The organism is Stenotrophomonas sp. 220_Sma (genome assembly GCF_056487375.1).
In genome coordinates, this window is record NZ_CM151348.1 from 4,902,501 (window position 1) to 4,924,423 (window position 21,923).

Consider the following 21,923-nt stretch of genomic DNA (forward strand, 5'->3'; position numbering starts at 1 on the left):
GGCGTCTCACTGGCCGGCATCGGCTCGGCGTTCTGGGGCCTGGTGGCCGGTGCGCTGTGCCTGGTAGTACTGCGGCCCCGCCAGGGACGCTGACCTGCCCTATCCCGCCAATGCGGCGCCGACGGTGCTCAGCACCACCGCGATGACGATGGCGATCAGTGTGGCGACCACGCTGGTGCCGCCGCGCGCGGTCAGCTCGCTGCGCAGCCGTGCGTCATCGCCGCCGGTGACGGCACGGGCCTGGGCGATCAGGCGCTGGCAGTGTGCCAGGTACCAGCTGTTGGCAAAGATGCCGGTGGTGATGCTGAGCGCGAAGGTGATGACCAGTGACAGGCCATCCGGCACATCCAGCAAGGTCTCCACCACACTGATCAGCAGCAGCAGGCCAGCCCACATCGCCGCCAGGCGGTACATCTTGCGGTACATCATCCAGATCAGGCCGAGCAGGAATGCCGGCCAGTGCCAGGTGCCACTGCCCGTGGCGATGCCGCCCTGATCCAGCCGCCAGCGCTGGCGATAGATCGGGAAGTTGCCACCGACCACGCTGGCGTACAAGGCCATCTCGCCCTCCAGCCCGGCAGCCGCAGCCACATCCGGTGCAGCGACCGGCGCACGATAGGGGTCGGACGGATCGCCGACGCTCGGCGCAATGCCCTCAGCCGCAGGCGCTGCGTCGATATCCAGGACCGGAGCCACCTCGACCTGCGTTGAGGCCTGATCCAGCTCCGCCAACGGCCGCCACGAGGGCATGCCCTCGCACCAGAGCAGCGTTCGCGCCGTGACCGTCCCTTCCCGCTGCAGCTGGCGAAGACCGGCCAGATCCACCGGCCCACTGCTCTGCCTGCCATTGGCGTACCACCATTGTGCTTCCTGCATGTTTTCCGTCCTTGCTACTGCATCGACAAACTGAAACCGCTGCCAGCGCCTACAGCGCGGTACTGGCCAGGGTCTGCACCAGTTGATGGCGCTCACCCGGCGCAAGCGTAATCTGCTCCGGGCCTGCGTTGGCCACTTCCAGGCAAACGTAATCGTGCCAGCCATCGCCGACATCGGCCATTTTCGCTGCCGCCTCCGCACCGGGATTCCAGGCCACCAGCGTCTGGCTGCCTTCGCTGCGGATCTCGATCCGCCGCTGCAGTACGGGATCACGCAGCACGTAATGGCCGCCGGCACCGGTATAGATGCGATCGCTGCGACCGGGGTCACGCGGATCGCGCAATGACCACGGTCCCTGTTGCAGGCGCAGCTGCGCATAGTCCTCGTACTTGTCCAGGTACTGCAGGCCATCAAGGCCCTCGACCTCGACCTGGTTGGCATCGCCCACCCGGAAATAGCTGTGCAGGGCCTGGGTGAAGGTCACCGGCGAGGTTCCGGTGTTCTCGGTGACGAGCTGCTGACGCAGCTGGCGGCCAATGCGCAACTGCATCTGCAGGCGCAGGCCGGGATCGGCGCAGGGTGCAGGTGCCAACTGCAGCTCGACCTCACCGTCATCGCTCTGGCTGGCCTGCAGAAGCTCCCAACGCGCGGTGCGCACCAGGCCATGCGCGGGCACATCATTGTTCTGGCCCTGGCGGCCGAACCACGGCCAGCACACCGGGACGCCACCGCGGATGGGCGTGGGCAGCTCGGCGCGCGTGGGCGAAAGCCACAGTACATCGGGCTGCCCATCGGGAATGAACGACAGCAGCTGTCCGCCGAACACGCTGATGACCGCCGTCGCGCTGGGGGTGCGCACGTGCCAGGCCTCCAGCCCGTGATACAGGCCGCTGCTGATGTCCGGATCCGACTGCATGCGATGACGCTCCTTGAAGACCGCGGCGATGATGTCGCGGTCAGCGTGCCTGGGGCAAGGCCTTCTGCGCAGCGGGTGCGATGGCGGCCGCCTCTTCCTGCAGCGCGCGCAGGATGCGTTGGCCGGCACGCCCATCGGCATTGGCCCAGCCCAGGCGCTGCTGCTCGGACTGGATCGCGCGACGGGTGGCAGTACCGATCATGCCGTCGGCGCTGCCGATGTCGTAGCCACGCGCCAGCAGCAGGGCCTGCAGCTGGCGGCGCTCATCGCGGCCCAGGCCCGGGTCGTCGGTCGGCCAGGCGGTGGCCAACCCGCTGCCGCCACGCAGCTGGTCAGCCAGCGTGGCGATCGCCAGCGCATAGCTTTCAGCCGCGTTGTAGCTGTAGATCGCGTCGTAGTTGCGGAACACCAGCAACGCGGGGCCCTTGTTGCCGGCCGGCAGCAGCAGGGCGGCGCGCGCGTCGGCGGGCAGGTTGGCCGGAGCCAGCGCGCTGCCGTCCAGCGCGGTCACGCCCTGCGCACGCCAGTCGGCCAGGGCACGACGCTGGGTACGTCCGGCCTGGCTGGCGTTGAAGCCAGCGGGAACGCGAACTTCCATGCCCCACGGCTCGCCACTGCGCCAGCCGGCGCGCTTGAGGTAGTTGGCAGTGGAGGCCAGCGCATCGGGAATGCTGCCGACCAGATCGCGGCGGCCATCGCCATCCCCGTCCACGGCAATGCGTGCATAGGTGCTGGGCATGAACTGGGTGTGCCCGAAGGCACCGGCCCAGGAACCGGTGAGCCCCTGTGCCTGCAGGTCTCCGCGGTCGATCAGCTTGAGCAGCGCCAGCAGTTCACCGCGGAAGAACGGCTGGCGACGGCCGGCGCAGGACAGCGTGGCCAGTGACTGCAGCAGGGGACGCTTGCCGAACACGCGGCCGTAGTCGCTCTCCACGCCCCAGACCGCGACGATGGTGGCGGCATCGACACCGTACTGCGCCGACACCCGATCGAGCAGGTCGCGATGCTGCTCCAGCATGGCGCGACCATCAGCCACGCGCTGGCGATCGACCAGCGCGGCCAGGTAGTCCCAGATCGGCGTGGTGAATTCCGGCTGCGCATCGAGCAGGCCAAGCACACTGGGGTCCGGGGTGAGCCCGGCGGTGATTTCATTGAAGCGATCGGCACTGATGCCCTGGCTGGCGGCCGTGGCCTGCAGGCCCGTCAGGCAGCGGCTGAAGGCCGGATCGACGCTGGCATCCGGTGCTGCAGGCAACGCGGGGGGCGAGGCGAGAGCGGCCGCCAGGCCGAGCGTGGTCAGAATGGGCATGGCGTCCTCCGTGTTGCCGTTGCACGGCCATCTTAGGGGCACCGGCGTCGCTGAACCTGAAGCGGCACCCGCCGGCCGTCCGCCCTAGGCGGTGCGCAGCAGGCGCAGGCCATAGGCGGGACTGTCGGCGTCCCAGCGCTGCGTGACCTGCAGGCCCGCCTGCTGCAGCAGCGCTTCGAAGCTGTGGTCGGTGTACTTGTGGCTGTACTCCACGCGGATCGGTTCGTCAGCGGCAACGTGGAAGCTGCGGCCATCCAGATGCACATCCTGCGCCCAGCGGCTGACCAGATCGGTTTCGATGCGCAGCCGCGCGATGCTGTAACGGGCACGGTGGCGGAAGCCGTCGAGGTCGAAGTCGCTGCCGATCTCGCGGTTGAGCCGGGTCAGCAGGTTGAGGGTGAATGCGGCAGTGACGCCCTGCGCATCGTTGTAGGCCGCTTCGATCAGCGCCGGGTCCTTGTGCAGGTCGATGCCGACCAGGGCCAGGCCGTCGCGGCCCATCGTCTGGCGCATCGCCCGCAGCAGTGCGACCGCGTCTTCGCCTTCAAAGTTGCCCAGCGTGGAACCGGGGAAGAACAGCAGCCGTCGCGCGGGTTCGCGCTCGGGCATGGGAACGGCGACGGGGCGGGTGAAGTCGGCACAGACCGGCAGCATCTCCACCTCCGGCAGCGCCGGTGCCAGATGGTCGATGCTGGACAGCAGCGCGGCCCGCGAGATCTCGATCGGCGTATAGGCCACCGGGTCGTGAAGTGCGGCCAGCAGCAGCGCGGTCTTGCGTCCGCTGCCGCTGCCCAGCTCCACCACATGCAGACGCGGGCCAACGCTGCGGGCGATGTCCGGCAGCACACGCTTCAGCAGGGCCAGCTCGGTGCGCGTGGGGTAGTACTCGGGGGTCTGCGTAATCTGCTCGAACAGTCGCGAGCCACGCGCATCGTAGAAGTACTTAGACGGCAGCTGGCGCGGCGTACGTGAGAGTCCGGCCACCACGTCGGAGAGGATCTGCTGCCGCGCGGGGGTGAGATCGGTCAATGCCTGCAGCGCGTCATGCACGGTGCTCATGTGAGGTCCCTGGCCAGGCGCAGCCCGGAGAACTGCCAGCGCGCCGGCGGCATGAAGAAGTTGCGGTAGCTGGCGCGCACATGGCCGCGGGGTGTCGCGCAGCTGCCGCCACGCAGCACCCACTGCCCGCACATGAACTTGCCGTTGTACTCACCGAGGTTGCCGGCGAAGGGACGGAAGCCCGGATAGGCGCCATACGCGCTGTGGGTCCACTCCCAGACATCGCCGAACAGCTGCCGCATTCCACTGCCCTGCGCTGCCTGCGGGTGCAGCCGGTCGTCATCGGCGAAATGGCCGCGCAGCGGCTGCGACGCAGCGGCGGCTTCCCATTCGTACTCGCTGGGCAGGCGCGCGCCGGACCAGCGGGCGCAGGCATCGGCCTCGTAGTAGCTGAGGTGGCAGACCGGCGCGTGCGGATCCAGTTCGCGCCAACCGCCCAGGGTGTACTCGCGCTGCAGGGCGTCATCCCAGTACAGCGGGTGCTGCCAGCCCTCGGCTTCACGCAATGCCCAGCCTTCACTGAGCCACCAGCGCGGTTCGTGGTAGCCGCCGGCGTCGATGAAGGCGCTGTACTCGGCATTGCTGACGGGACGCTCGGCCAATGCATGCGCGGGGAGCAGCACGCGGTGCGCTGGCGCTTCGTTGTCGTAGGCGAACGCGGTGTGCTGCGGCCAGGCTGCGGCGCCGACGGTGACGATGCGCTCGGGTGATTCGACCCAGCCCTGCGCAGTGGCGACGCTGGCGACGGGCCGCAGATCCTCGCGATACGGTGGCTGCAGCGGGTTGCACCAGAACGCATGCTTGATGTCGGTGAGCAGCAGCTCCTGGTGCTGCTGTTCGTGCTGCAGGCCCAACTGCAGGTGCTGCAGCGCCTGCTCATCGAGATCGCCCGCCGCCAACCGCGATTGCACCTGTGCGTCGACCTGCTGGCGGTAGTCGCGCACCTGCTGCAGCGAGGGCCGCGACAGCAACCCGCGCTGTGGCCGCGCATGCGCCGGGCCGATGCTCTTGTAGTAGCTGTTGAACAGGTAGTCCCAGCCCGGGTCATGCGCTGGCACGGTGGCGAAACCCGCCAGCACGAAGCGTTCGAAGAACCAGGTGGTGTGGGCCAGGTGCCATTTGCTCGGGCTGGCGTCAGCCATGCTCTGCAGCATGGCGTCCTCGGCGCTGAGCGGCGCGGCCAGCTGCAGGCTGCGCGTCCGTACATGGGCGAACTGGCGGGCGAGATCGTGCTGCGGGGCAGCGACGGCGGCGGGTACGCTGTCCATGTGGGCAGCATCGGCGCTGGACGGTGAGTGCGACGTCATGGTTCGGCGTCACTTCGTTCACATGGATGAGCCTGCCGCATTCAAGAAGCCACCACGAACGCCGCTAACGGCAATGCTGCGGCCGCGTCGTCACCGCGCTGGAATTCCTGCTTGCCCCTGCATCCGCTCCGCCAGCCTGCGCATTACCTGTTCGTGCTGCCTGCCGTGCTGGTTGCCGTGGTGGTGTGGACCGCATTGGATACCGCAGACGTGGCCAGCCCGGCGCAGCGCATCCTGCCCTGGCTGCTGGCCTGCCTCGGTGCCGGCCTGGCCCTGCTCTACCACCAGGTGCGCACGTTGTGCCTGCTGATGGTTGTGGCGGTGACGTTCGCGCTGCTGCACCAGGACGTCGCTGGCTACCTGCGCAATGGCCATGTCACCACGCTGACACCGCTGCGCTTCCACGCCATCTCGGCCTGGTTGCCGCTGTTGTCTGCCGGCCTTGCGTTGTGGCCGGAGCGCGGACGGCGGCGCCAGGACCTGCTGCTGCGCGGTATTGCCATCGGCACCGCGGTGATGATCTTCCTGCTGCTAGCCACACAGCAGCCGCGCGGCATGCACGATCTGCTGTCGAACCGTCACTGGGCCTGGATTCCCGCCGACTGGAACGCGCTGGCGCAGCTGCCGGCGCTGCTGTTCCTGCTGGCGACCGCAGCGTTGGGCTGGCAGGCGTGGCGGCATCCTCGGCCACTGCACACGGCGATGCTGCTGGCCCTGCTGTGCCTGTGGTGGATGCTGCCGCGGATCTTCCTGCAGCCGGTGCTGCTGCCGGCGCTGAGCAGCGCCGCCCTGCTGCTGATGCTGGGCGCGATGCTGCAGGAGTCCTTCCACATGGCCTTCCGCGATGAGTTGACCGGCCTGCCGGGGCGACGGGCATTCAACGAGACCCTGCAGCGGGCACGCGGCACCTACAGCATCGCGATGGTGGACGTGGACCACTTCAAGTCATTCAACGACACCCATGGCCACGACACCGGAGACGATGTACTGCGCCTGGTGGCCTCGCGGCTGGCGCGGGTGGGCGATGGCGGCCGCGCGTTCCGATACGGCGGCGAGGAATTCGCGGTGGTGTTCCAGGACCGTCCGGCGACGGCCTGCGTCGATGCAGTCGAAGCCCTGCGGCAGAGCATCGAGGACACCCGCATGCAGCTGCGCGACCGCAGCACCCGCAGCCGCGACGACGAGGCCGGCCGACAGCAGCGCGGACGCGGTGGCAGCGGCCAGGTCGTGCAGGTGACCGTGAGCATCGGCCTGGCCGACAGTCGTGTGGACCGGCGGCCGATGGCGGTGGTCAAGGCCGCCGACCAGGCGCTGTACGCGGCCAAGGACGGGGGCCGCAACCAGGTGCACGCGCAGGCCGGCCAGCGCGTGCTGGCAGTGCACGGCGGCTGAGGCTCAGACCGCGTCGAGGTAGTACCAGCGGCCGTCGATGCGCTGGAAGCGGCTGTGCTCGGTCATCTTGACCGCACTGCCGCCGCCGACGCGATAGCGCGCGGTGAAGCGGACATCGGCGCTGTCAGCACCGGTGATGGCGTGCTCGTGTACGGTCAGGCCCAGCCAATGGGTACGCTGGCCGGGTGCATCATCCAGCGTCAACTCGGCCGGACGCGTGTCCGGATGCCAGCTCTGGCGCAGGTAATCAGCCAGACCGCGCACGTAGGCGCTGTAGCGCGAACGCATCAGGCGCTCGGCATCGGGCGCGGCTTCACCGGCGTGGAAACGGCCGCAGCAGGCGGCATAGTCGGCGGGAAGGCCACAGGGACAGGGATCGGCGGGTTTTCGGCTCATGCCGGCATTGTCGCCGGGTTGCGCGGATTGATCCACGCGCGGCACGGGCCAGCTGAAGCAGGACAGGCGTATGCTGTCGCGCCCCCACCTTGATTGATCGCCGTGCTGGAACTGGTTCCCCCTGAGTTGTGGTGGCTGGTGGTGATCGCCTTCATCGCCGGTCTTGTGGATGCCGCCGTGGGTGGCGGTGGCCTGGTGCAGCTGCCCGGCCTGTTCACGGTGCTGCCGCAGCAGACGCCGGCGATGCTGTTCGGTACCAACAAGTTCAGTTCGATGTTCGGCACCGGTGCGGCTGCCTGGCGCTATGCGCGCAACGTGCGCTTCCCGTGGAAGCCGGTGCTGTTCGCGGCCGGCACCGCCTTCATCTTCTCCTTCGCCGGGGCCACCGCGGTGAGCCTGCTGCCCAAGGACGCGGTGCGCCCACTGGTGCTGGTGCTGCTGATCGCGATGCTGGCCTACACGTTGTGGAAAAAGGACTTCGGTGCGCTGCACCGGCCGCAGGAGATCGGCCGCCGCGAGCTGGTGATCGCGCTGGCGATCGGTGCAGCGATCGGCTTCTACGATGGCTTCTTCGGGCCGGGCACCGGCAGCTTCCTGATCTTCCTGTTCGTGCGCTTCTTCGGCCTGGATTTTCTGCGCGCATCGGCCGCGTCGAAGGTGGTGAACCTGGCGACCAATGTGGCGGCGATCTCGTTCTTCGTGCCGACCGGCAACATCCTGTGGCTGTTCGCGCTGCCGATGGCGGCGGCCAACATCATCGGTTCGGTGGTGGGCACGCGGTTGGCGCTGAAGGGCGGCACGCCGTTCATCCGCAAGCTGTTCGTGGGGCTGGTGGTGGTGCTGATCGCGCGGATGGCGTGGGATACGTTGCGCGGAGCGTGATCCACCGCGTCGCTGGCGCCTGACTCCCATGTGGGCGATCGGATGAGGGGGCATGGCAGGACACGCCGTGAACCCGTCCATGGGGGCTCGTGAGCGCCATCCATGGCGCTCGCGGTCCTGCCATGCCCCCTCACCCAACCGCTACCCGGCCTCTGCGCGAGCGCGGAAGCTGGGAGCAAGGGCAAGAGCAGAGCGACTTCCGGTAGGTGCCAACCTTGGTTGGCACACGGTTTCCGATCGCGAAGAGCAGCCGAGCATGGCTCGGCTCTACAGGTCGCTGGACCGAGGCGGTCAGGCCTCGGCTTCTTCCGGTTCGTTGGCCTGCTGGCGGCTGCGCTCGGGCAGCTTCAGGCGCTTGCCTTCTTCGTCGTACTCGATCAGCAGCACGCCGGAGTCGTGGCGACCGCTGATTTCGACGAAGCAGGCACCGCCGATGAACGGTTCCAGCGTCATCACCGACTTCAGCGGGGTGGCGACCACCATCTGGAAGCCGAAGTTGTCGAAGATGTTCATCGCCAGTGCGGTGAACTCGTTGTCGGCCTTGTCGAAGGCTTCGTCGAGCACGACGGCGGCGTAGCTGGGCAGCTGGCTGTCGGCGCCGCCGAGCTGGTAGCGCAGTGCCGCAGCCAGGCAGGTGGTGGCCAGTTTCTGGCGCTGGCCACCGGACTTGCCGGCACCACTGCGGTAGATCTCGACCTGCTGGCGCGTTTCCGCATCCAGCTCGACGCCGATGAACTCCACGTGCATGCGCACGTCCAGCACCAGCTCGCGCCAACGCTTGTCCTCGCCTTCCTGCGAACCCAGGCGGTTGACCAGCTGGCGCAGCACGGTGAACTGCGATTCGGCCAGCTCGCGCTGCTCGGTCTGCTGCTGCGACAGCACCTCGCGCAGCTGCAGGTGGAACTCGCCGACTTCCGGCAGGCGGCGGTCGCTCAGTTCGATGGTCAGCAGCGTGCCACGGTTGAACGGCACCTGCTCCAGGCTGGCGTTGACTTCGTCCAGGCGCTGGCCGATCGACTTGCGGGCCTCTGCACTGTGGCGCTGCAGGGCCAGCAGGTTGTTCTTGCTCTGGTTCTGCAGCAGATCGAAGAAGCGCTCTTCGTGCTGCGGCAGGCCGTCGCGCTCCAGGCGTTCGAGGCGGGCGAGGAAGTCCTCGGCCGAGGCCACCGAGACGGTGAAGTCGCCCGATTCCTCCGGCCACTGCTGGATGAAGCGACGGAAGCAGCCGATCAGCTGGTTCTCGATGCGGTTGAGGTCCTGCTGCGAGGACGACAGCTGCTCGTTCAGCGCGTTGCTGACCTGGCGCATGTGCGCTTCCAGCGTTTCGAGGCTGAGCGGGCCCTGCTCCTGCAGGCGCTCGGCGAGGCCGGCTTCCTGCTCCTGGGCCAGGCTCGGCAGCACCAGCGCACGGCTCTGCTGGCGGGCGCGGTCGAGGCGATCGCGCTCCTTGACCAGCTGGCCGCGCTCGACGCGGACGTCCTCATAGGTGCGGCGGGACTGCTCGATGTCGGCGCGCACGGCGTCGATCTGCTTGGCCAGCTTGGCGAGGTCGGCATTGCCTTCACGCAGGTCGCGCAGAGTCGCTTCGATATCGCTCAGGCGCTGCTGCGGGGCAGCGATGTCGATCTCGTTCCAGCTGATGCTGACCAGCTCGTGGCAGGCCAGGCGGCGTTCGTTGTCGCGGTCACGCTGGCCGCGCAGGCGCGCGATGTCGGTCTCGCAGCTGGCGATGCGCTTGGCCAGTTCCTGTGCTTCGCGCTCGAAGGCGCCCACCTTGTCGTGGTTGTTGAAGCCCAGGATCCAGCGGCGGCGGTCGCCTACTGCGCTGCGGTCGTCCTTCTCGAAACGGTCGCCCGGATGCTTGACCTGGCCTTCGCGGGTGATGCCGCGGTCGACGTTGCGCAGCTGTTTGGCATCCACGCACTCGTAGTCGAAGCGCTTGCCGAGCTCGCGCCGCAGCCAGCTTTCGAACACATGCTCGCGCAGCTCCAGCTTGTGCAGCAGCGACTTCGCCGACGGCTCGCGCGCGAACGCATCATCGTTGCGGCGCACGCGGTAGTAGGTGAAGCGCATGCCCAGGTGGGTACGGTTCACCCACTCGGCGACGTCGTTGTAGTGCTTGTCATCGACCAGCAGCGACAGCGCGAAGCCGCCCAGCACACGTTCGATGGCGCCCTGCCAGCCCTGCTCTTCCGAGCGGACCTGGATCAGCTCGCCGACGAACGGCAGCGCCGCTTCGGCGATGCCGGTTTCCTCGGCCAGGCGCGCGCGCAGCTTCTGCATCGGCGCCGGAATGTTGGACGGCGTGCGCTGCATCGCTTCGAGTTCGCTGCGCACTTCACCGAAGCGGCGCTCGTCGTCGCGCTTGCCGCCGAGGCGATCGCTGATCGCATCGTCCAGTGCCGCCGAGGCACGCTGGCGGTCCTGCAGTTCGTTCTGCGCGCGCTCGACCAGCTCGGCGAAACCATGGGCATCGTCGGGCAGTTCGGCCTGCAGCTGCTGTGCCGCTTCCTGGGCCTGGTCACGCTTGGCCTTGCGCCGGTCGCGCTCGGCTTCGGCGCGGCCCTGCTCGCGTTCCAGTTCCTCGATGCGCTCACCGCCCTGCTGGCGGCGCTGCAGTTCCAGTTCGGCCAGGCGCTCGGTGTGGTTGTCGAGCGCGGCGCGGCGCTGGGCCTCTTCGCCGAGCAGGCCACGGTCACGCACGTCCATCTCGCGCAGGCGCGCTTCGATCAGCGCCTGGCGGCGGCTTTCGCGGAAGCTGTCGACGCCGAGCTTCAGTGCTTCGTCGTCGCCGCGCTGGCGGTGCATTTCCTTCAGGTCGTTGTAGTAGGCGCGTGCCGGCAGCAGGGTTTCCACCTGGCGGCGCGCGGTGACCACTGCCTGGTGCGCGCCATCCAGCTCGGCGAAGTCGCTGACCAGGCGCTCGGCGGCGTCGAAGGTCTTCGGCGTGTCGAGCATGAAGTCGCGCAGGAAGACGTTGAGGTCGCCCAGGTTCTTCGCCGACTGCGTCTTGTGCAGCAGGCGCAGCGCCATTTCGTTGTCGATGCCGAGCAGGTCGCGGAAGCGCTCGGCGTAGCCGGAGAAGGTGTCGAAGTGGTGCAGGTCGGACAGCTTCTGCTTGAGCTTGCGCAGGTCCAGGTCGAAGCCGCCGAGATCCTTGGCGATGTCGAACGGACGCTCGGCGATCATGTAGTGCTTGCGCACGTCGCCGGCCGAGGTGCCGTTGCCGGAGATCCACAGCAGGCGCACCAGGCTGACCACGCGGCCATCGCCGGCGCGGTACTCCAGCACCAGTGCGGTCCAGGTCGCGCCCTTGCGCAGGTACTGGGTAGCGATTTCGCCGGTGCCGCTGTCCTGCTGGTCAGCCCACGCGCCACGCACGTAGGACACCAGGTTGCGGTCGCGGCCGCTGCGCTCGGCTTCACGCGCGGCGGCGTTGAAGTCGACGATGGCCGGCGGCGTCAGCAGCGCGGACATGGCATCGAGCAGGGTCGACTTGCCCGAGCCGGAACGGCCGACGAACAGGAAGCCGCGCTCGGCGATCGGCACTTCGGTCAGGCCGTTGAAGGTGCCCCAGTTGTGCACCTGCAGGCGGCGCATGCGGAACTGCTGCAGGCGCGGGTCCGGCAGGCCTTCGTTGAACAGTGCGGGAGTGTGCTTGGAGATAGCCATGCGATGGTCGGGTCTCTCAGGCCTCGGCGGCCGGGGTTTCGCGCAGCTGGCGGTACACCGCCGAAAGCTGGGACACGTCTTCGGCGGAGAACAGCAGCTTCAGCGCCGGCGAGACTTCGTGGCGGTCTTCCTGGCCGCTGAGGCGGGTCAGGATGTGGTTGTCCTTCATCTTCTGCACCGCCGAGGCGACGCGGCGGTTGAAGCCGGCGCGGTCGGTGGACAGGTTCTTCTCGTAGATGGCCAGCGCTTCGGCCATCTCGGCGTCGGCGACCACCGCGCGGTTGCCGCGCGCATCGGCCTCGGCCAGCTGCTGGCGCAGGTACAGCAGCAGCACCGAATCGATGAAGGTCAGCGGCGAGGTGCGCAGCAGTACCGGCGCATCAACGTCTTCGGTATCGGCCTGGCGGGTGAACGCCACGCCGCTGTCACGGTCGAGCACCAGTTCCAGGAACAGGTCCGCCAGCGACGAGCGGATGGCCGCCTCGCTGCGGATCAGCGCCGGCCACAGCTTGGCGTGGCGCAGCTGGTCGATGCTGGGGCCGATCAGCAGCTGGCACAGCGCGCGGCGTGCATCCAGCGGCAGGCGCCCGGTATCGCCGAGGTAGTACACGTCGTTGCCACGGCGGGGCTGCGCCACGGCCGCCACCGGCTCGGCTTCGTAGGCGTCTTCCGCCACGTCGGCCTGCGCTGCGTCGATGGGATCTTCATGCCAGCTCATGGCGTCTCTCCTGGGTAAACCAAACCAGCGGGATGCGGGCGCGACGGATCTGGCCGTCGCCACCACGCCATTCGGCAAGCTCCTGCTCGCCGGCGACCACGTTGCCGAAGCGCGTGCCCAGCGACAGATAGCCGATGACGCTGCCAAGACCCTGCGGCGCCTCGCGCTGCGACAGGGCCTGGGCGATGCTGAGCCGCGGCTGTGCATCGAGCAGGTCGTGCAGGTCGCGGCGCAGGGTGCGGAAGTCGATTTCGGACGAAGCGACCAGATCGCCGACGCTTTCCAGGCTGATCGCGGCCGCGTCGTTGTACTCGACGTTGCCATCGACCTGGGCACTGCGTGGATCGTGCAGCCTCCACTGCGACCACGAGCGCAGGCGGCTGGTGGTCAGCTGCAGGTCACGGCCGATGCCGCGCTGTGCGGGGAACTCGTCGCGCAGGGCCAGTGCTTCGGACTGCGCCTGCTTCAGCAGCTGGTTGAGGCGGCGCTGTTCCAGGTAGCCACGGCTCTGCACGAAGCCGCGCAGGCTGCGCGCGAAGTTCTGCAGCACATCGTGTACCTGGCCACCGCGCTCGAGCATGGTGCTGGTGAAGCCACGCAGGAAGTTGCGCTCGTTGCGGTCCAGGCGGCGCGCAAAGCCACGCGCCAGCACCGCTTCCAGCGCAGCATCGAGCTGGGCGCTCTGTTCGGCGTCGTTGAGCAGTCGCCAGAACGCCTGGAAGCTGCGGCCGGCATCGCTCTCGCCGATCACATCCACGCCTTCGAACAGCTGCGACAGCACGTCGCCGCGCTCACCCTCATCGTCGATGATGCGTTCGCGGAAATCGCGGTTGAGCTGCTCGAAGTCGTCGCGCACGCGGCGGAAGTCCTCGGTCAGCTCGTCGGCCAGGCCGATGATCTGGCGCGCACGTTCCAGCGCGCGCTTGCCATCCAGCGCGATCACGCGGCCAGCGCCGACGCGGGCGATCTCGGCGTCGATGCGGTCGCGCTCGTCGCGCAACGCCGACAGGCGCGCATCCGGATCGGACTCGGTCTGCGCGGCCAGCTGCGAGAGCTGTTCGATGACCAGCGCCAGCCGGCTTTCGGTGGCAGCCACGCGGGCCTGCTCCAGGCCATCGGCGAAGCGGATCGCCTGCAGCGCTGCGGTCGACAGCTCGTACTGCTCCTGGTCGGCACCTTCGGGCAGGCGGCGTTCGAGCCAGCCCTGGGCCAGCCAGTGCGCGATGTAGGCCTGCGCGGTACGCGGCAGGTCGCGCGACAGTTCGTCGCCGTTGAGCTGGTCCAGCGCACGTTGCAGGCGCTCGTTGAGCACCGACGACGACAGCGTACGCTCGCCGTCCATCAGCAGCCCTTGCAGCAGGCCGATGATTTCCGGAGCGTGGTCGGCGGCGAGCAGCTTCCACTGGGGCTGTTCGCGCAGATGGCGGTAACGGGAGATGCGTTCGCGATGCTTCATGCAGCGAAAGGAGTCATGAGGGCTGGCGGGGACGGGCAGCCGCGCACGGCGGCCGCGCGGGCAGCCGTGGGCATGCCGGCCACCAGGGGCCGGCGGGGTGCGGGCAAGCGGCTCAGCGCTTGCCGCCCACTTCGATGAAGCGCAGGAACTCGGCGCGGGTCCGCGCGTCGTCGCGGAAGCTGCCCAGCATCTTCGAGGTGACCATGCTGACGCCGCGCTTGTGGATGCCGCGGGTGGTCATGCATTCGTGGGCGCCTTCGACGACCACGCCGACGCCGATCGGCTGCAGCACATCCTGGATGCACTGGGCGATCTGCGCGGTCATCTTCTCCTGCACCTGGAAACGGCGGGCGTAGGCTTCGACGACGCGGGCCAGCTTGCTGATGCCCACCACCTTGCCGGCCGGCAGGTAGCCGACGTGCACGCGGCCGATGATCGGCGCCATGTGGTGTTCGCAGTGGCTTTCGTACTCGATGTCGCGCAGGACGATCAGTTCGTCGTAGCCGGCCACTTCCTCGAAGGTCCGCTCCATGTAGGCGCGCGGGTCGTCGCGGTAACCGCTGAACCAGTCGCCATAGGCTTCGGCGACACGGCGGGGGGTATCCAGCAGGCCTTCACGGGACGGGTCCTCACCGGCCCAGCGCAGCAGGGTGCGCACGGCATCCTCGGCCTGGTCCTGGGTCACGTCGCCCTGCGGGGCGGCCTTTTCGTTGTTCTTGCTCATTGCGTACAGCGTCCCGAACGGGGGGCGAGCATCGTACCCGACCGGGGGGTGGGTCGTCCTGTTGGGACGGTTCATCGGGGGGTCGTTGTTGGCGCGTCGTTGCTGTCGGCCTGGAGGGGGAGAGGGGGCTGCGCAGGACACGCCGTAAACCCGTCCTTGGGGGCTCGATGGCGCCATCCATGGCGCCAACGGTCCTGCGCAGCCCCCTCTCCCCCTCCTTGACGGTTTCCTGCGGGCGCGGCCGGACCGCCCGAAAGCGGGGTCAAGAGCTGGGGTTCATGGCTTCGGAAGCGGCGCGCCGCTGCTGTGGTTTTTCCTGCTTTGGTGGGTGCGGACCTTGGTCCGCACTGCATCTGCTTCTGCCTTTAAAGAGCCAACCCACCGCGCTCGCGGGATGTGGCGGGGTGGCGGAGGGCCGGACGGGGCAGGGCCGTGAGGCGCATGGATGCGCCGATCGAGCTACATGGACGTACTTGCAGCGTGCCCTGCCCCGTCCGGCCCTCCGCCACCCCAGCCGATAGCCAGCAGGCGCAACGCTTTCCTCACTACACCCCGCCCATTCATAAAAACCCATTGATAGGAATGAAATTAGTAGTATCCTATCTATCTCTTATGGACCGACCCCTCGACGAGCGCACCGTGCTGCAGATGCAGCTCAGCTCCGGCCTGCTGTACGCAGGGCGGCAGTGGCAGCGCCTGGCCGACAGCCGGCTCGGCAGCTACGGCATCTCCACCGCCTGCACCATGCCCCTGCTGATGATCGGCCGCTCCGGCGGTGGCATCCGCCAGGTGGCGCTGGCCCAGCAGCTGGGCATGGAAGGGCCTTCCCTGGTCCGCCTGCTGGACAAGCTGTGTGCCAGCGACCTGGTCCGCCGCGAGAGCGACGCCAGCGACCGCCGCGCCAACCTGCTGTGGCTGACCGACGCGGGACACGCGCTGGTCAGCGAGCTGGAAGACCAGTTGATCGGCCTGCGCCAGGACGTGTTCGGCGAGCTTTCCATGGATGAACTGCACGCCGTGCTGAAGGCATGGCGCCTGCTGGCCGAGGCCGCCGACCGCATCACGTAAGACCGCTGCCCCCGAATACCGCCGCTGCCGTGCACACGCCAGCGGCTTTTGCCCGTTGCTGTTGTTTCGTTGTTCCTCCCCTCCCCCACCTCGCCCCCGCCCCTACCGATGCCCGGTGAATTCAGTCTCCACGGAGTGTTCGTCCCGACCCTGCTCGGGTTGATGTTGTTGGCCTATCTGGTCAACAGCGGCCTGCACGCGCTGCTGCAGCGTGCCGGCGCCTATCGCCATGTATGGCACCCGGCGCTGTTCAACCTGGCCCTGTACGGGATCGTGCTTGGCCTGCTGTTCCACCTCCTGCGTTGGATGCAATCATGAACAAGATCGTGAAGAAGACCCTGCCGGTGCTGCTCACCAGCGCAGCCGTGATCGTCGCCCTGCTGGTGCTGCGCCAGCTGTGGGTCTATTACATGGATGAGCCGTGGACCCGCGATGCCCATGTCGGCGCCGACGTGGTGCAGGTGGCGCCGGACGTATCCGGGCTGGTGGAAACGGTGCAGGTGGCCGACAACCAGGCGGTGAAGAAGGGCGACCTGCTGTTCGTGGTCGACCGTGCCCGTTACCGCATCGCGCTGGAACAGGCCAAGGCCAGCCTGGGCGAGCGCCAGGCCTCGGTGGCACAGCTGCGCCGCGAGATCGGCCGTGACCGCAGCCTGCAGGACCTGGTCGCCGCCGAGGACGCCGAAGTGCGCCGCGCCAAGCTGCAGGCCGCGCAGGCCGCGCTGGCCACCGCGCAGGCCGCGGTCGACCTGGCCGAGCTCAACCTGGGCCGCACCGAGGTGCGCGCACCGGCCGATGGCCGGGTCAACGACCGCACCATGCGCGTGGGCGACTACGTGGTGGCCGGCAAGCCGGTGCTGGCGCTGCTGGATACCGGCTCGTTCCGCATCGATGGTTACTTCGAGGAAACCCGCCTGCGTGGCGTGGCCCCGGGACAAGCCGTGGACATCCGCCTGATGGGCGAATCGACCCCGCTGCGTGGCCATGTCGAAAGCATCGCCGCCGGCATCGAGGACCGTTACCGCAGCAATGGCAGCACCCTGCTGCCGAACGTGACCCCGGCCTTCGACTGGGTGCGCCTGGCCCAGCGCATCCCGGTGCGCATCGCCATCGACGAGGTGCCCAAGGGCGTGGAACTGATCGCCGGCCGCACCGCCACGGTGACCGTGGACACCGGCCGCCATCCGCACAACGACAAGGCCGGCACCGCGCCGACACAGGCGGGCCTGTGAACGCCGCCCTGCCCCGTCTCGGCCTGATCGTCGCGCTGGCCAGCCTGGCCGCGTGCAGGACCGTCGGCCCCGACTATGCATTGCCGGAAGGCTCGGCGTTCAAGCGCCCGCAGGCCAATGCGGCCTTCATCGATACGCAGAACCCGCAGATCGCCGCCAACCAGGCGCTGCCCGACCGCTGGTGGTCGCTGTACAACGACCCGGTGCTGGATGGGCTGATCACCCAGGCGCTGCGGGACAACGTGGAACTGAAGGCCGCCGATGCGCACCTGCGTCGTGCGGCGGCGGTGTACGAGCAGGCACTGGACGCTGGCGGCTTCGAGTATGAGGCCGAGGCCGGGGTCAGCCGCGCGCAGCTGTCGGCCGAATCGTTCCTGCAGGAACACGAGCTGCCGGTGATCAACCTGGCCGATGGCAAGTTCGCGGTCAGCTACCAGTTCGACCTGTTCGGCAAGCTCAAGCGCGGCGCCGAAGCGGCGCGTGCCGACGAGCAGTCGGTCGCCGCAGCGCGCGATCTGGCCCAGGTCAGCGTGGTCGCCCAGGTGGCCGACAGCTACCTGGAAATCTGCCATGCCAACCACGAACTGCACGTGGCCGAGCATTCGCTGCAGCTGCAGCAGCGCAGCCGCACGGTCACCGAGCGCCTGATCGCGGCCGGCCGCGGCACACCACCGGAGCTGGCCCGCGCCAATGCCCAGGTGGCGCTGCTGGAAGCTGCGCTCCCGCCGCTGCAGGCGCAGCGCTCGGCCGCCGCCTATTCGCTGGCCGCGCTGCTGGGGCAGACCCCGGGCCAGCTGCCGGCCGGTGTGATCGACTGCGCGCACGCCCCCGCCCTGGCGCAGCCGCTGCCGGTCGGTGATGGCCGTGCGCTGCTGCAGCGTCGCCCGGACGTGCGCCAGGCCGAACGCAAGCTGGCCTCGGCCACGGCACGGATTGGTGTCGCCACCGCCGAGCTGTACCCGGACATCCGCCTGGGTGCCTCGCTCGGTGCCGCCGGCCTGCTGGAGGACTTCGGCACGCCGATGACCCAGCAGTGGTCGATCGGCCCACTGATCTCGTGGACGCTGCCGTCCTCGGGCACCCACGCGCGCATCCACGCCGCCGAAGCCGGTGCTGATGCCGCGCTGGCCGAGTTTGACCATACCGTGCTGCAGGCGCTGCGCGAGACCCAGACCGCGCTGGACCGCTATGCGCAGGACCTGCGTCGGCTGCAGTCGCTGCGCATCGCGCAGGAGCAGGCCGCACTGGCCGCCGAGCAGAACCGCCGGCTGTACCAGGGCGGCCGCACGCCGTACCTGTCCAGCCTGGATGCCGACCGCAGCCTGGCCACCAGCGATGCCACCCTGGCGGCCGCCGAAGCGCAGGTCTCGCGCGACCAGATCCACCTGTTCCTGGTGCTGGGTGGTGGCTGGCAGGCCAGCGCCGCCGCGCCCAACGCCTCGACCGCAGCGAAGTAAGCCATGAACGCGCTGACCGACCGCCAGGCCTGGCTGTTCTCGATCAAGACCTACCTGGCCGCGGTGGCCGCGCTGTACATCGCCATGGCCGGCAACCTGTCGCGCCCGTACTGGGCGATGGGCACGGTGTACATCGTCAGCCAGCCGCTGCTGGGCCCAACCCGGGCCAAGGGCGTGTACCGCATCGTCGGCACCCTGGTGGCCGGCCTGGCCACCCTGCTGGTGCTGCCGGCGCTGGTGGAGACGCCGCTGGTGCTGAGCGCGGCAATGTCGATCTGGCTGGCCGGCTGCCTGTTCATGGCCCTGCTCAACCGCGGCCCGCGCGGCTATGCGTTCCTGCTGGCCGGTTACACGACGGCCTTCATCGGCTTCCCCGCAGTCACCTCGCCGGAAACCATCTTCGACACGGTGGTGGCACGCAGCGAGGAGATCATCCTCGGCACGGTGGTGGCGGTGCTGTTCGCCTCGCTGCTGTTCCCGGCCTCGGTACGCCCGATGCTGCGCGCGCGCATCGGCAACTGGATGGAGGACGCCGCGCAGTGGTGCCGGCAGATCCTTGAACGTGGCCGCGCGCATGCGCCGCGCAACCGGCTGGCCGCCGACCTGGTGCAGTTCGAGGCGCTGATCGAGTTCCTGCGCCGCGATGATCCACGCCATGCCGGTTCGGCGGTGTCGATGGAGCGCCTGCGCGAGCGCATGCTGCTGCTGTTGCCAGTGCTGTCCTCGATTGCCGACCGCCTGAGCGCGCTGCGCAGCGACGGACAGGCCCTACCGGAAGGGCTGCCGGCACTGGTCGACGATATCCACGACTGGCTGGACGGGCCGACCAACGCCAGCGAGTACGCCCGCCTGCGCGCGCGCATCAGCGCACTGAAGCCGCAGGTGGACCGCGACCTGCAGCACCTGCAGCTGGCCAGCCTGCTGCTGCGCCTGGAGGAACTGGTGGACCTGTGGCAGGACTGCCGCACCCTGCAGCACGCGATCGACCACGGCACCGCGCCGCTGGACCGCGCGCACTACCGCATCCGCACCGAACGCGTGGCCGCCGACAAGCACGTCGACTACGGCATGGCGCTGTTCTCCGCGCTAAGTGCCGGCGTGGCGCTGATGAGCTACTGCGTGCTGTGGATCGCGCTGGGTTGGGAAGGTGGTGGCAACGGCGCGATGATGGCCGCGGTGACCGCTGCATTCTTCGCTGCACAGGACGACCCGGCACCGAGCATGGTGTCGTTCCTGGTGTGGGCGATGGTCGCCTCGGTGGTGGCTGGCGTGTACCTGTTCGGCGTGTTCCCGGCGGTGCACGACTTCGGCCTGCTGGCATTGGTGCTGGCGGTGGCGTTCCTGCCGCTGGGCTTGATGCTGCACCACCCCAAGAGCGCATTATTCGCGTTGCCGTTGACGGTGAACCTGGCCGCGCTGCTGAGCCTGCAGAACACCTACAGCGCCAACATCCAGACCTTCCTCAACTCATCGATTGCGATGTTCATCGGCATTGGCTTTGCGGTGGTGATGACCCGCCTGTTCCGTTCGGTGGGTGCCGAGTGGACCGCACGCCGCCTGGTGCGGCAGGGCTGGACCACGCTGGCCGAGGCCGCCGAAGGCCGTGGCCAGCAGGACCGCCAGCGCTTCGCCGCACGCATGCTCGACCTGCTGGGCCTGCTCGCACCGCGCCTGGCAGCGACGCCCGAGGGCAGCGACATCGCCTCGGTGGACATGCTCAACGAGGCGCGCATCGGCCTGAACATCCTGCAGTTGCGTCGCGCACGGCTGGAACTGCCCGAGCGCAGCCGCGAAGCGGTCGAGCACATCCTGGAAGAAATCGCCGTGCATTACCGCCGTCAGATCGCCGCGCGCAAACCGATTGTGGCGGCCGAGGCGCTGCGCGAGCGGCTGGATACCTCGCTGGGCCGGGTCGGCAGTGTGGCCGCCTGCAAGGCCCGCGATGAAGCCCTGATGGGCCTGATCGGCCTGCGCTTCGCGCTGTTCCCGGAGGCGAAGGCATTGGCGCCGGGGCTGGCGGATGCCAACACTGCATCGGCCTGATAATGAGCACTAGCGCCGGGCGACGCCCGGCAGCCTTTCACCACGCCCGCAGGACGGTTCAATGAGTTACGACATGATGGTGTTCGAGGCCAGCACCGCTCCACGTGAGGCGGCGGCCTTCATCGCCTGGTTCGAGAAGCAGACGCAGTGGAACGAACGCCACGAGTACGACGACCCCGCGGTCAGCAGTCCCGCGTTGCAGGCGTGGTTCGCGGAGATGGCACAGGAATTTCCGCCAATGAACGGGCCGTTGAGCAATGACGACGATGATCGTGCTGAGGTGACCGAGTACAGCATCGGTAGTCAGGTGATCTACGGCGCGTTCGCCTATTCGGTGGCCGAACGTGCGCACGGCCGCGTGCAGGACCTGGCCGAGAAGCACGGTGTGGGCTTCTTCGACGTGAGTGCTGATGAAGCGGCGATCGTATTCCCCGATGGGCTGGTACTGATCGCGGAATGAACGTGGCGGCAGGGCTGCGCCCTGCACCTGCCGAATCAACGTCAACGTCAAAACCCTGCAATCCGTGGGATGGCGAGGTGGGTCCGGTTGCGGGGGACGCTGCAAGTACGTCCATGTAAGCTCGGTCGCCGCATCCATGCGGCTCACGCCCCCTCAACCGGACCCACCCCGCCTTCGACAGTTTCCCGCGATCTGCAGTAGATCCACGCCATGCGTGGATGAACGTCGGAATGATCGAAATGCGCTTTTGTAGAGTCGAGCCATGCTCGACTGACGCGAAAGGATCGTGGAGGCAGCGTTCCCGCTCACCAGCGGAAGCGCTAGTCGTCTCGTGTTACCTCTGCGAAGAAGATGTTGACTGCTTGGTCCATCTCGTCGGACGAGATCTCAGTGTGCAGTCTAGCCATTGGGGTATGCCCGTGCGCAATGGCAATGGCTGCAAAGAGTGCTGAGGTTATCCAATCCTCCTGCGGCGTCGCGACAAGCATTGCCGCATGTTTCCCCATGCGCTGAATGGCCTGCGAGTACTCCGGCTCCAATCCAGCAGGAAGCTCGATGCCTTGGTGGCAGCGCAGCGTTTCGATGGATTGCGGGAGGGAGATGAACCGCCAATCGCTTGAGTCGGAGTCCACTGGCAAAGCGTTGACGATATGGGGCACCGCCGCGAACGAAGCGGTGTAGACATCCCCTTGGTGGCACAAGCTGCTCCACAACTCGTGCCAGGTGTCTTCGATCGGATCGTCTTCGGATCTTTCGTTTTTCGGGATACTGAGATTGGCCAGCAGCTCCGGAATGTCATCCGCCGCACCGTAGGCATGCTGTAGCTCTGCCCAGCGTGGATCATCCAAGGCGATAAGCGCCATCTGTCGGTTCCTGTGGCGTGGGGTAGCTACGCAGGCTAGGCAGCGCCAGCGGCGTCATCAAGGGGCAGATGCGACATCGGGGCGATGGGGTCA

General features: G+C 68.1%; 20 protein-coding genes (1 of these 20 only partly in view). 9 read left to right on the forward strand and 11 right to left on the reverse strand.

What is annotated here, in order from left to right; all coding sequences use genetic code 11:
- Nucleotides 1-93, forward strand: the 3' portion of a protein-coding gene (locus ACZLIB_RS22755) for a benzoate/H(+) symporter BenE family transporter (protein ID WP_049421023.1). It extends 1,095 nt beyond the left edge of the window; only the last 93 of its 1,188 coding nucleotides appear in the window; the start codon falls outside the window, past its left edge; it ends in the stop codon at nucleotides 91-93.
- A gap of 6 nt (nucleotides 94-99) precedes the next feature.
- Here the strand turns inward: ACZLIB_RS22755 and ACZLIB_RS22760 are convergent, their stop codons facing one another.
- The 5 genes from ACZLIB_RS22760 to egtB all read right to left on the reverse strand — a co-directional run bounded on the left by ACZLIB_RS22760 (nucleotide 100) and on the right by egtB (nucleotide 5,428).
- Nucleotides 100-876 carry a DUF2628 domain-containing protein gene (locus ACZLIB_RS22760; protein WP_478468820.1) on the reverse strand — a complete coding sequence of 259 codons (777 nt, stop codon included), beginning with the start codon at nucleotides 874-876 and terminating at the stop codon, nucleotides 100-102.
- 49 nt (nucleotides 877-925) lie between these two features.
- Nucleotides 926-1,792: a D-hexose-6-phosphate mutarotase gene (locus ACZLIB_RS22765; RefSeq protein WP_071229489.1), complete on the reverse strand. Its 867-nt coding sequence runs from the start codon at nucleotides 1,790-1,792 to the stop codon at nucleotides 926-928.
- A gap of 40 nt (nucleotides 1,793-1,832) precedes the next feature.
- Nucleotides 1,833-3,101, reverse strand: a complete 1,269-nt coding sequence (locus tag ACZLIB_RS22770) for a lytic murein transglycosylase (RefSeq protein ID WP_285303529.1) — start codon at nucleotides 3,099-3,101, stop codon at nucleotides 1,833-1,835.
- Between the two features lie 84 nt (nucleotides 3,102-3,185).
- On the reverse strand, nucleotides 3,186-4,160 hold the full coding sequence (gene egtD / locus ACZLIB_RS22775; protein ID WP_478468822.1) for an L-histidine N(alpha)-methyltransferase: 975 nt from the start codon (nucleotides 4,158-4,160) through the stop codon (nucleotides 3,186-3,188).
- The gene (egtB, locus tag ACZLIB_RS22780; protein WP_478469963.1) at nucleotides 4,157-5,428 is read right to left on the reverse strand and encodes an ergothioneine biosynthesis protein EgtB; all 1,272 of its coding nucleotides are present in this window, start codon (nucleotides 5,426-5,428) and stop codon (nucleotides 4,157-4,159) included. The genes egtD and egtB overlap by 4 nt, the downstream gene beginning before the upstream one ends.
- Nucleotides 5,429-5,578: 150 nt before the next feature.
- Between egtB and ACZLIB_RS22785 the strand changes: the two genes are divergently transcribed.
- Nucleotides 5,579-6,859 (forward strand): GGDEF domain-containing protein, encoded by a 1,281-nt coding sequence (locus tag ACZLIB_RS22785; RefSeq protein WP_478468824.1) that lies wholly within the window; start codon nucleotides 5,579-5,581, stop codon nucleotides 6,857-6,859.
- Nucleotides 6,860-6,862: 3 nt separating this feature from the next.
- Here the strand turns inward: ACZLIB_RS22785 and ACZLIB_RS22790 are convergent, their stop codons facing one another.
- Nucleotides 6,863-7,255, reverse strand: coding sequence for a YchJ family protein (locus ACZLIB_RS22790; protein WP_478468825.1), 393 nt, complete (start codon nucleotides 7,253-7,255; stop codon nucleotides 6,863-6,865).
- A 102-nt stretch (nucleotides 7,256-7,357) separates the two neighbouring features.
- Between ACZLIB_RS22790 and ACZLIB_RS22795 the strand changes: the two genes are divergently transcribed.
- The gene (locus ACZLIB_RS22795; protein ID WP_032130226.1) at nucleotides 7,358-8,137 is read left to right on the forward strand and encodes a sulfite exporter TauE/SafE family protein; all 780 of its coding nucleotides are present in this window, start codon (nucleotides 7,358-7,360) and stop codon (nucleotides 8,135-8,137) included.
- Between the two features lie 291 nt (nucleotides 8,138-8,428).
- Here ACZLIB_RS22795 and ACZLIB_RS22800 read toward each other — a convergent pair whose 3' ends face one another.
- The 4 genes from ACZLIB_RS22800 to folE all read right to left on the reverse strand — a co-directional run bounded on the left by ACZLIB_RS22800 (nucleotide 8,429) and on the right by folE (nucleotide 14,707).
- Nucleotides 8,429-11,809 carry an ATP-binding protein gene (locus tag ACZLIB_RS22800; protein ID WP_049446864.1) on the reverse strand — a complete coding sequence of 1,127 codons (3,381 nt, stop codon included), beginning with the start codon at nucleotides 11,807-11,809 and terminating at the stop codon, nucleotides 8,429-8,431.
- A gap of 16 nt (nucleotides 11,810-11,825) precedes the next feature.
- The gene (locus ACZLIB_RS22805) at nucleotides 11,826-12,527 is read right to left on the reverse strand and encodes a DUF4194 domain-containing protein (protein ID WP_005411692.1); all 702 of its coding nucleotides are present in this window, start codon (nucleotides 12,525-12,527) and stop codon (nucleotides 11,826-11,828) included.
- On the reverse strand, nucleotides 12,514-13,983 hold the full coding sequence (locus tag ACZLIB_RS22810) for a DUF3375 domain-containing protein (protein ID WP_121504949.1): 1,470 nt from the start codon (nucleotides 13,981-13,983) through the stop codon (nucleotides 12,514-12,516). Before ACZLIB_RS22810 ends, ACZLIB_RS22805 begins: the two co-directional genes overlap by 14 nt.
- Before the next feature lie 112 nt (nucleotides 13,984-14,095).
- Complete coding sequence (gene folE / locus ACZLIB_RS22815) at nucleotides 14,096-14,707, reverse strand: GTP cyclohydrolase I FolE (RefSeq protein ID WP_004141296.1); 612 nt, start codon at nucleotides 14,705-14,707, stop codon at nucleotides 14,096-14,098.
- Nucleotides 14,708-15,319: 612 nt separating this feature from the next.
- Here folE and ACZLIB_RS22820 point away from each other — a divergent pair.
- The 6 genes from ACZLIB_RS22820 to ACZLIB_RS22845 all read left to right on the forward strand — a co-directional run bounded on the left by ACZLIB_RS22820 (nucleotide 15,320) and on the right by ACZLIB_RS22845 (nucleotide 20,967).
- Nucleotides 15,320-15,775, forward strand: coding sequence for a MarR family winged helix-turn-helix transcriptional regulator (locus tag ACZLIB_RS22820; RefSeq protein WP_012481667.1), 456 nt, complete (start codon nucleotides 15,320-15,322; stop codon nucleotides 15,773-15,775).
- Nucleotides 15,776-15,883: 108 nt separating this feature from the next.
- Nucleotides 15,884-16,093, forward strand: coding sequence for a DUF1656 domain-containing protein (locus tag ACZLIB_RS22825; RefSeq protein ID WP_010487502.1), 210 nt, complete (start codon nucleotides 15,884-15,886; stop codon nucleotides 16,091-16,093).
- Entirely contained in the window at nucleotides 16,090-17,007 is a 918-nt protein-coding gene (locus ACZLIB_RS22830; protein WP_032973896.1) for an efflux RND transporter periplasmic adaptor subunit, read from the forward strand. The genes ACZLIB_RS22825 and ACZLIB_RS22830 overlap by 4 nt, the downstream gene beginning before the upstream one ends.
- Complete coding sequence (locus tag ACZLIB_RS22835; RefSeq protein WP_049400357.1) at nucleotides 17,004-18,464, forward strand: efflux transporter outer membrane subunit; 1,461 nt, start codon at nucleotides 17,004-17,006, stop codon at nucleotides 18,462-18,464. The genes ACZLIB_RS22830 and ACZLIB_RS22835 overlap by 4 nt, the downstream gene beginning before the upstream one ends.
- Before the next feature lie 3 nt (nucleotides 18,465-18,467).
- Complete coding sequence (locus ACZLIB_RS22840) at nucleotides 18,468-20,507, forward strand: FUSC family protein (protein WP_197655743.1); 2,040 nt, start codon at nucleotides 18,468-18,470, stop codon at nucleotides 20,505-20,507.
- 61 nt (nucleotides 20,508-20,568) lie between these two features.
- On the forward strand, nucleotides 20,569-20,967 hold the full coding sequence (locus ACZLIB_RS22845) for a hypothetical protein (protein ID WP_049400355.1): 399 nt from the start codon (nucleotides 20,569-20,571) through the stop codon (nucleotides 20,965-20,967).
- A 320-nt stretch (nucleotides 20,968-21,287) separates the two neighbouring features.
- Here ACZLIB_RS22845 and ACZLIB_RS22850 read toward each other — a convergent pair whose 3' ends face one another.
- A complete protein-coding gene (locus ACZLIB_RS22850) occupies nucleotides 21,288-21,830 on the reverse strand; it encodes a hypothetical protein (RefSeq protein ID WP_478468826.1) in 543 nt (180 codons plus the stop codon).
- Nucleotides 21,831-21,923: the final 93 nt, after the last annotated feature.

Coding starts and splice junctions, on each gene's coding strand:
- ACZLIB_RS22790 (WP_478468825.1), bottom strand. CDS start 7,255: ATGAGCCGAAAACCCGCCGATCCCTGTCCCTGTGGCCTTCCCGCCGAC.
- ACZLIB_RS22805 (WP_005411692.1), bottom strand. CDS start 12,527: ATGAGCTGGCATGAAGATCCCATCGACGCAGCGCAGGCCGACGTGGCG.
- ACZLIB_RS22820 (WP_012481667.1), top strand. CDS start 15,320: ATGGACCGACCCCTCGACGAGCGCACCGTGCTGCAGATGCAGCTCAGC.
- ACZLIB_RS22800 (WP_049446864.1), bottom strand. CDS start 11,809: ATGGCTATCTCCAAGCACACTCCCGCACTGTTCAACGAAGGCCTGCCG.
- egtD (WP_478468822.1), bottom strand. CDS start 4,160: ATGAGCACCGTGCATGACGCGCTGCAGGCATTGACCGATCTCACCCCC.
- folE (WP_004141296.1), bottom strand. CDS start 14,707: ATGAGCAAGAACAACGAAAAGGCCGCCCCGCAGGGCGACGTGACCCAG.
- ACZLIB_RS22840 (WP_197655743.1), top strand. CDS start 18,468: ATGAACGCGCTGACCGACCGCCAGGCCTGGCTGTTCTCGATCAAGACC.
- ACZLIB_RS22830 (WP_032973896.1), top strand. CDS start 16,090: ATGAACAAGATCGTGAAGAAGACCCTGCCGGTGCTGCTCACCAGCGCA.
- ACZLIB_RS22810 (WP_121504949.1), bottom strand. CDS start 13,983: ATGAAGCATCGCGAACGCATCTCCCGTTACCGCCATCTGCGCGAACAG.
- ACZLIB_RS22770 (WP_285303529.1), bottom strand. CDS start 3,101: ATGCCCATTCTGACCACGCTCGGCCTGGCGGCCGCTCTCGCCTCGCCC.
- ACZLIB_RS22845 (WP_049400355.1), top strand. CDS start 20,569: ATGAGTTACGACATGATGGTGTTCGAGGCCAGCACCGCTCCACGTGAG.
- ACZLIB_RS22760 (WP_478468820.1), bottom strand. CDS start 876: ATGCAGGAAGCACAATGGTGGTACGCCAATGGCAGGCAGAGCAGTGGG.
- ACZLIB_RS22825 (WP_010487502.1), top strand. CDS start 15,884: ATGCCCGGTGAATTCAGTCTCCACGGAGTGTTCGTCCCGACCCTGCTC.
- egtB (WP_478469963.1), bottom strand. CDS start 5,428: ATGGACAGCGTACCCGCCGCCGTCGCTGCCCCGCAGCACGATCTCGCC.
- ACZLIB_RS22765 (WP_071229489.1), bottom strand. CDS start 1,792: ATGCAGTCGGATCCGGACATCAGCAGCGGCCTGTATCACGGGCTGGAG.
- ACZLIB_RS22850 (WP_478468826.1), bottom strand. CDS start 21,830: ATGGCGCTTATCGCCTTGGATGATCCACGCTGGGCAGAGCTACAGCAT.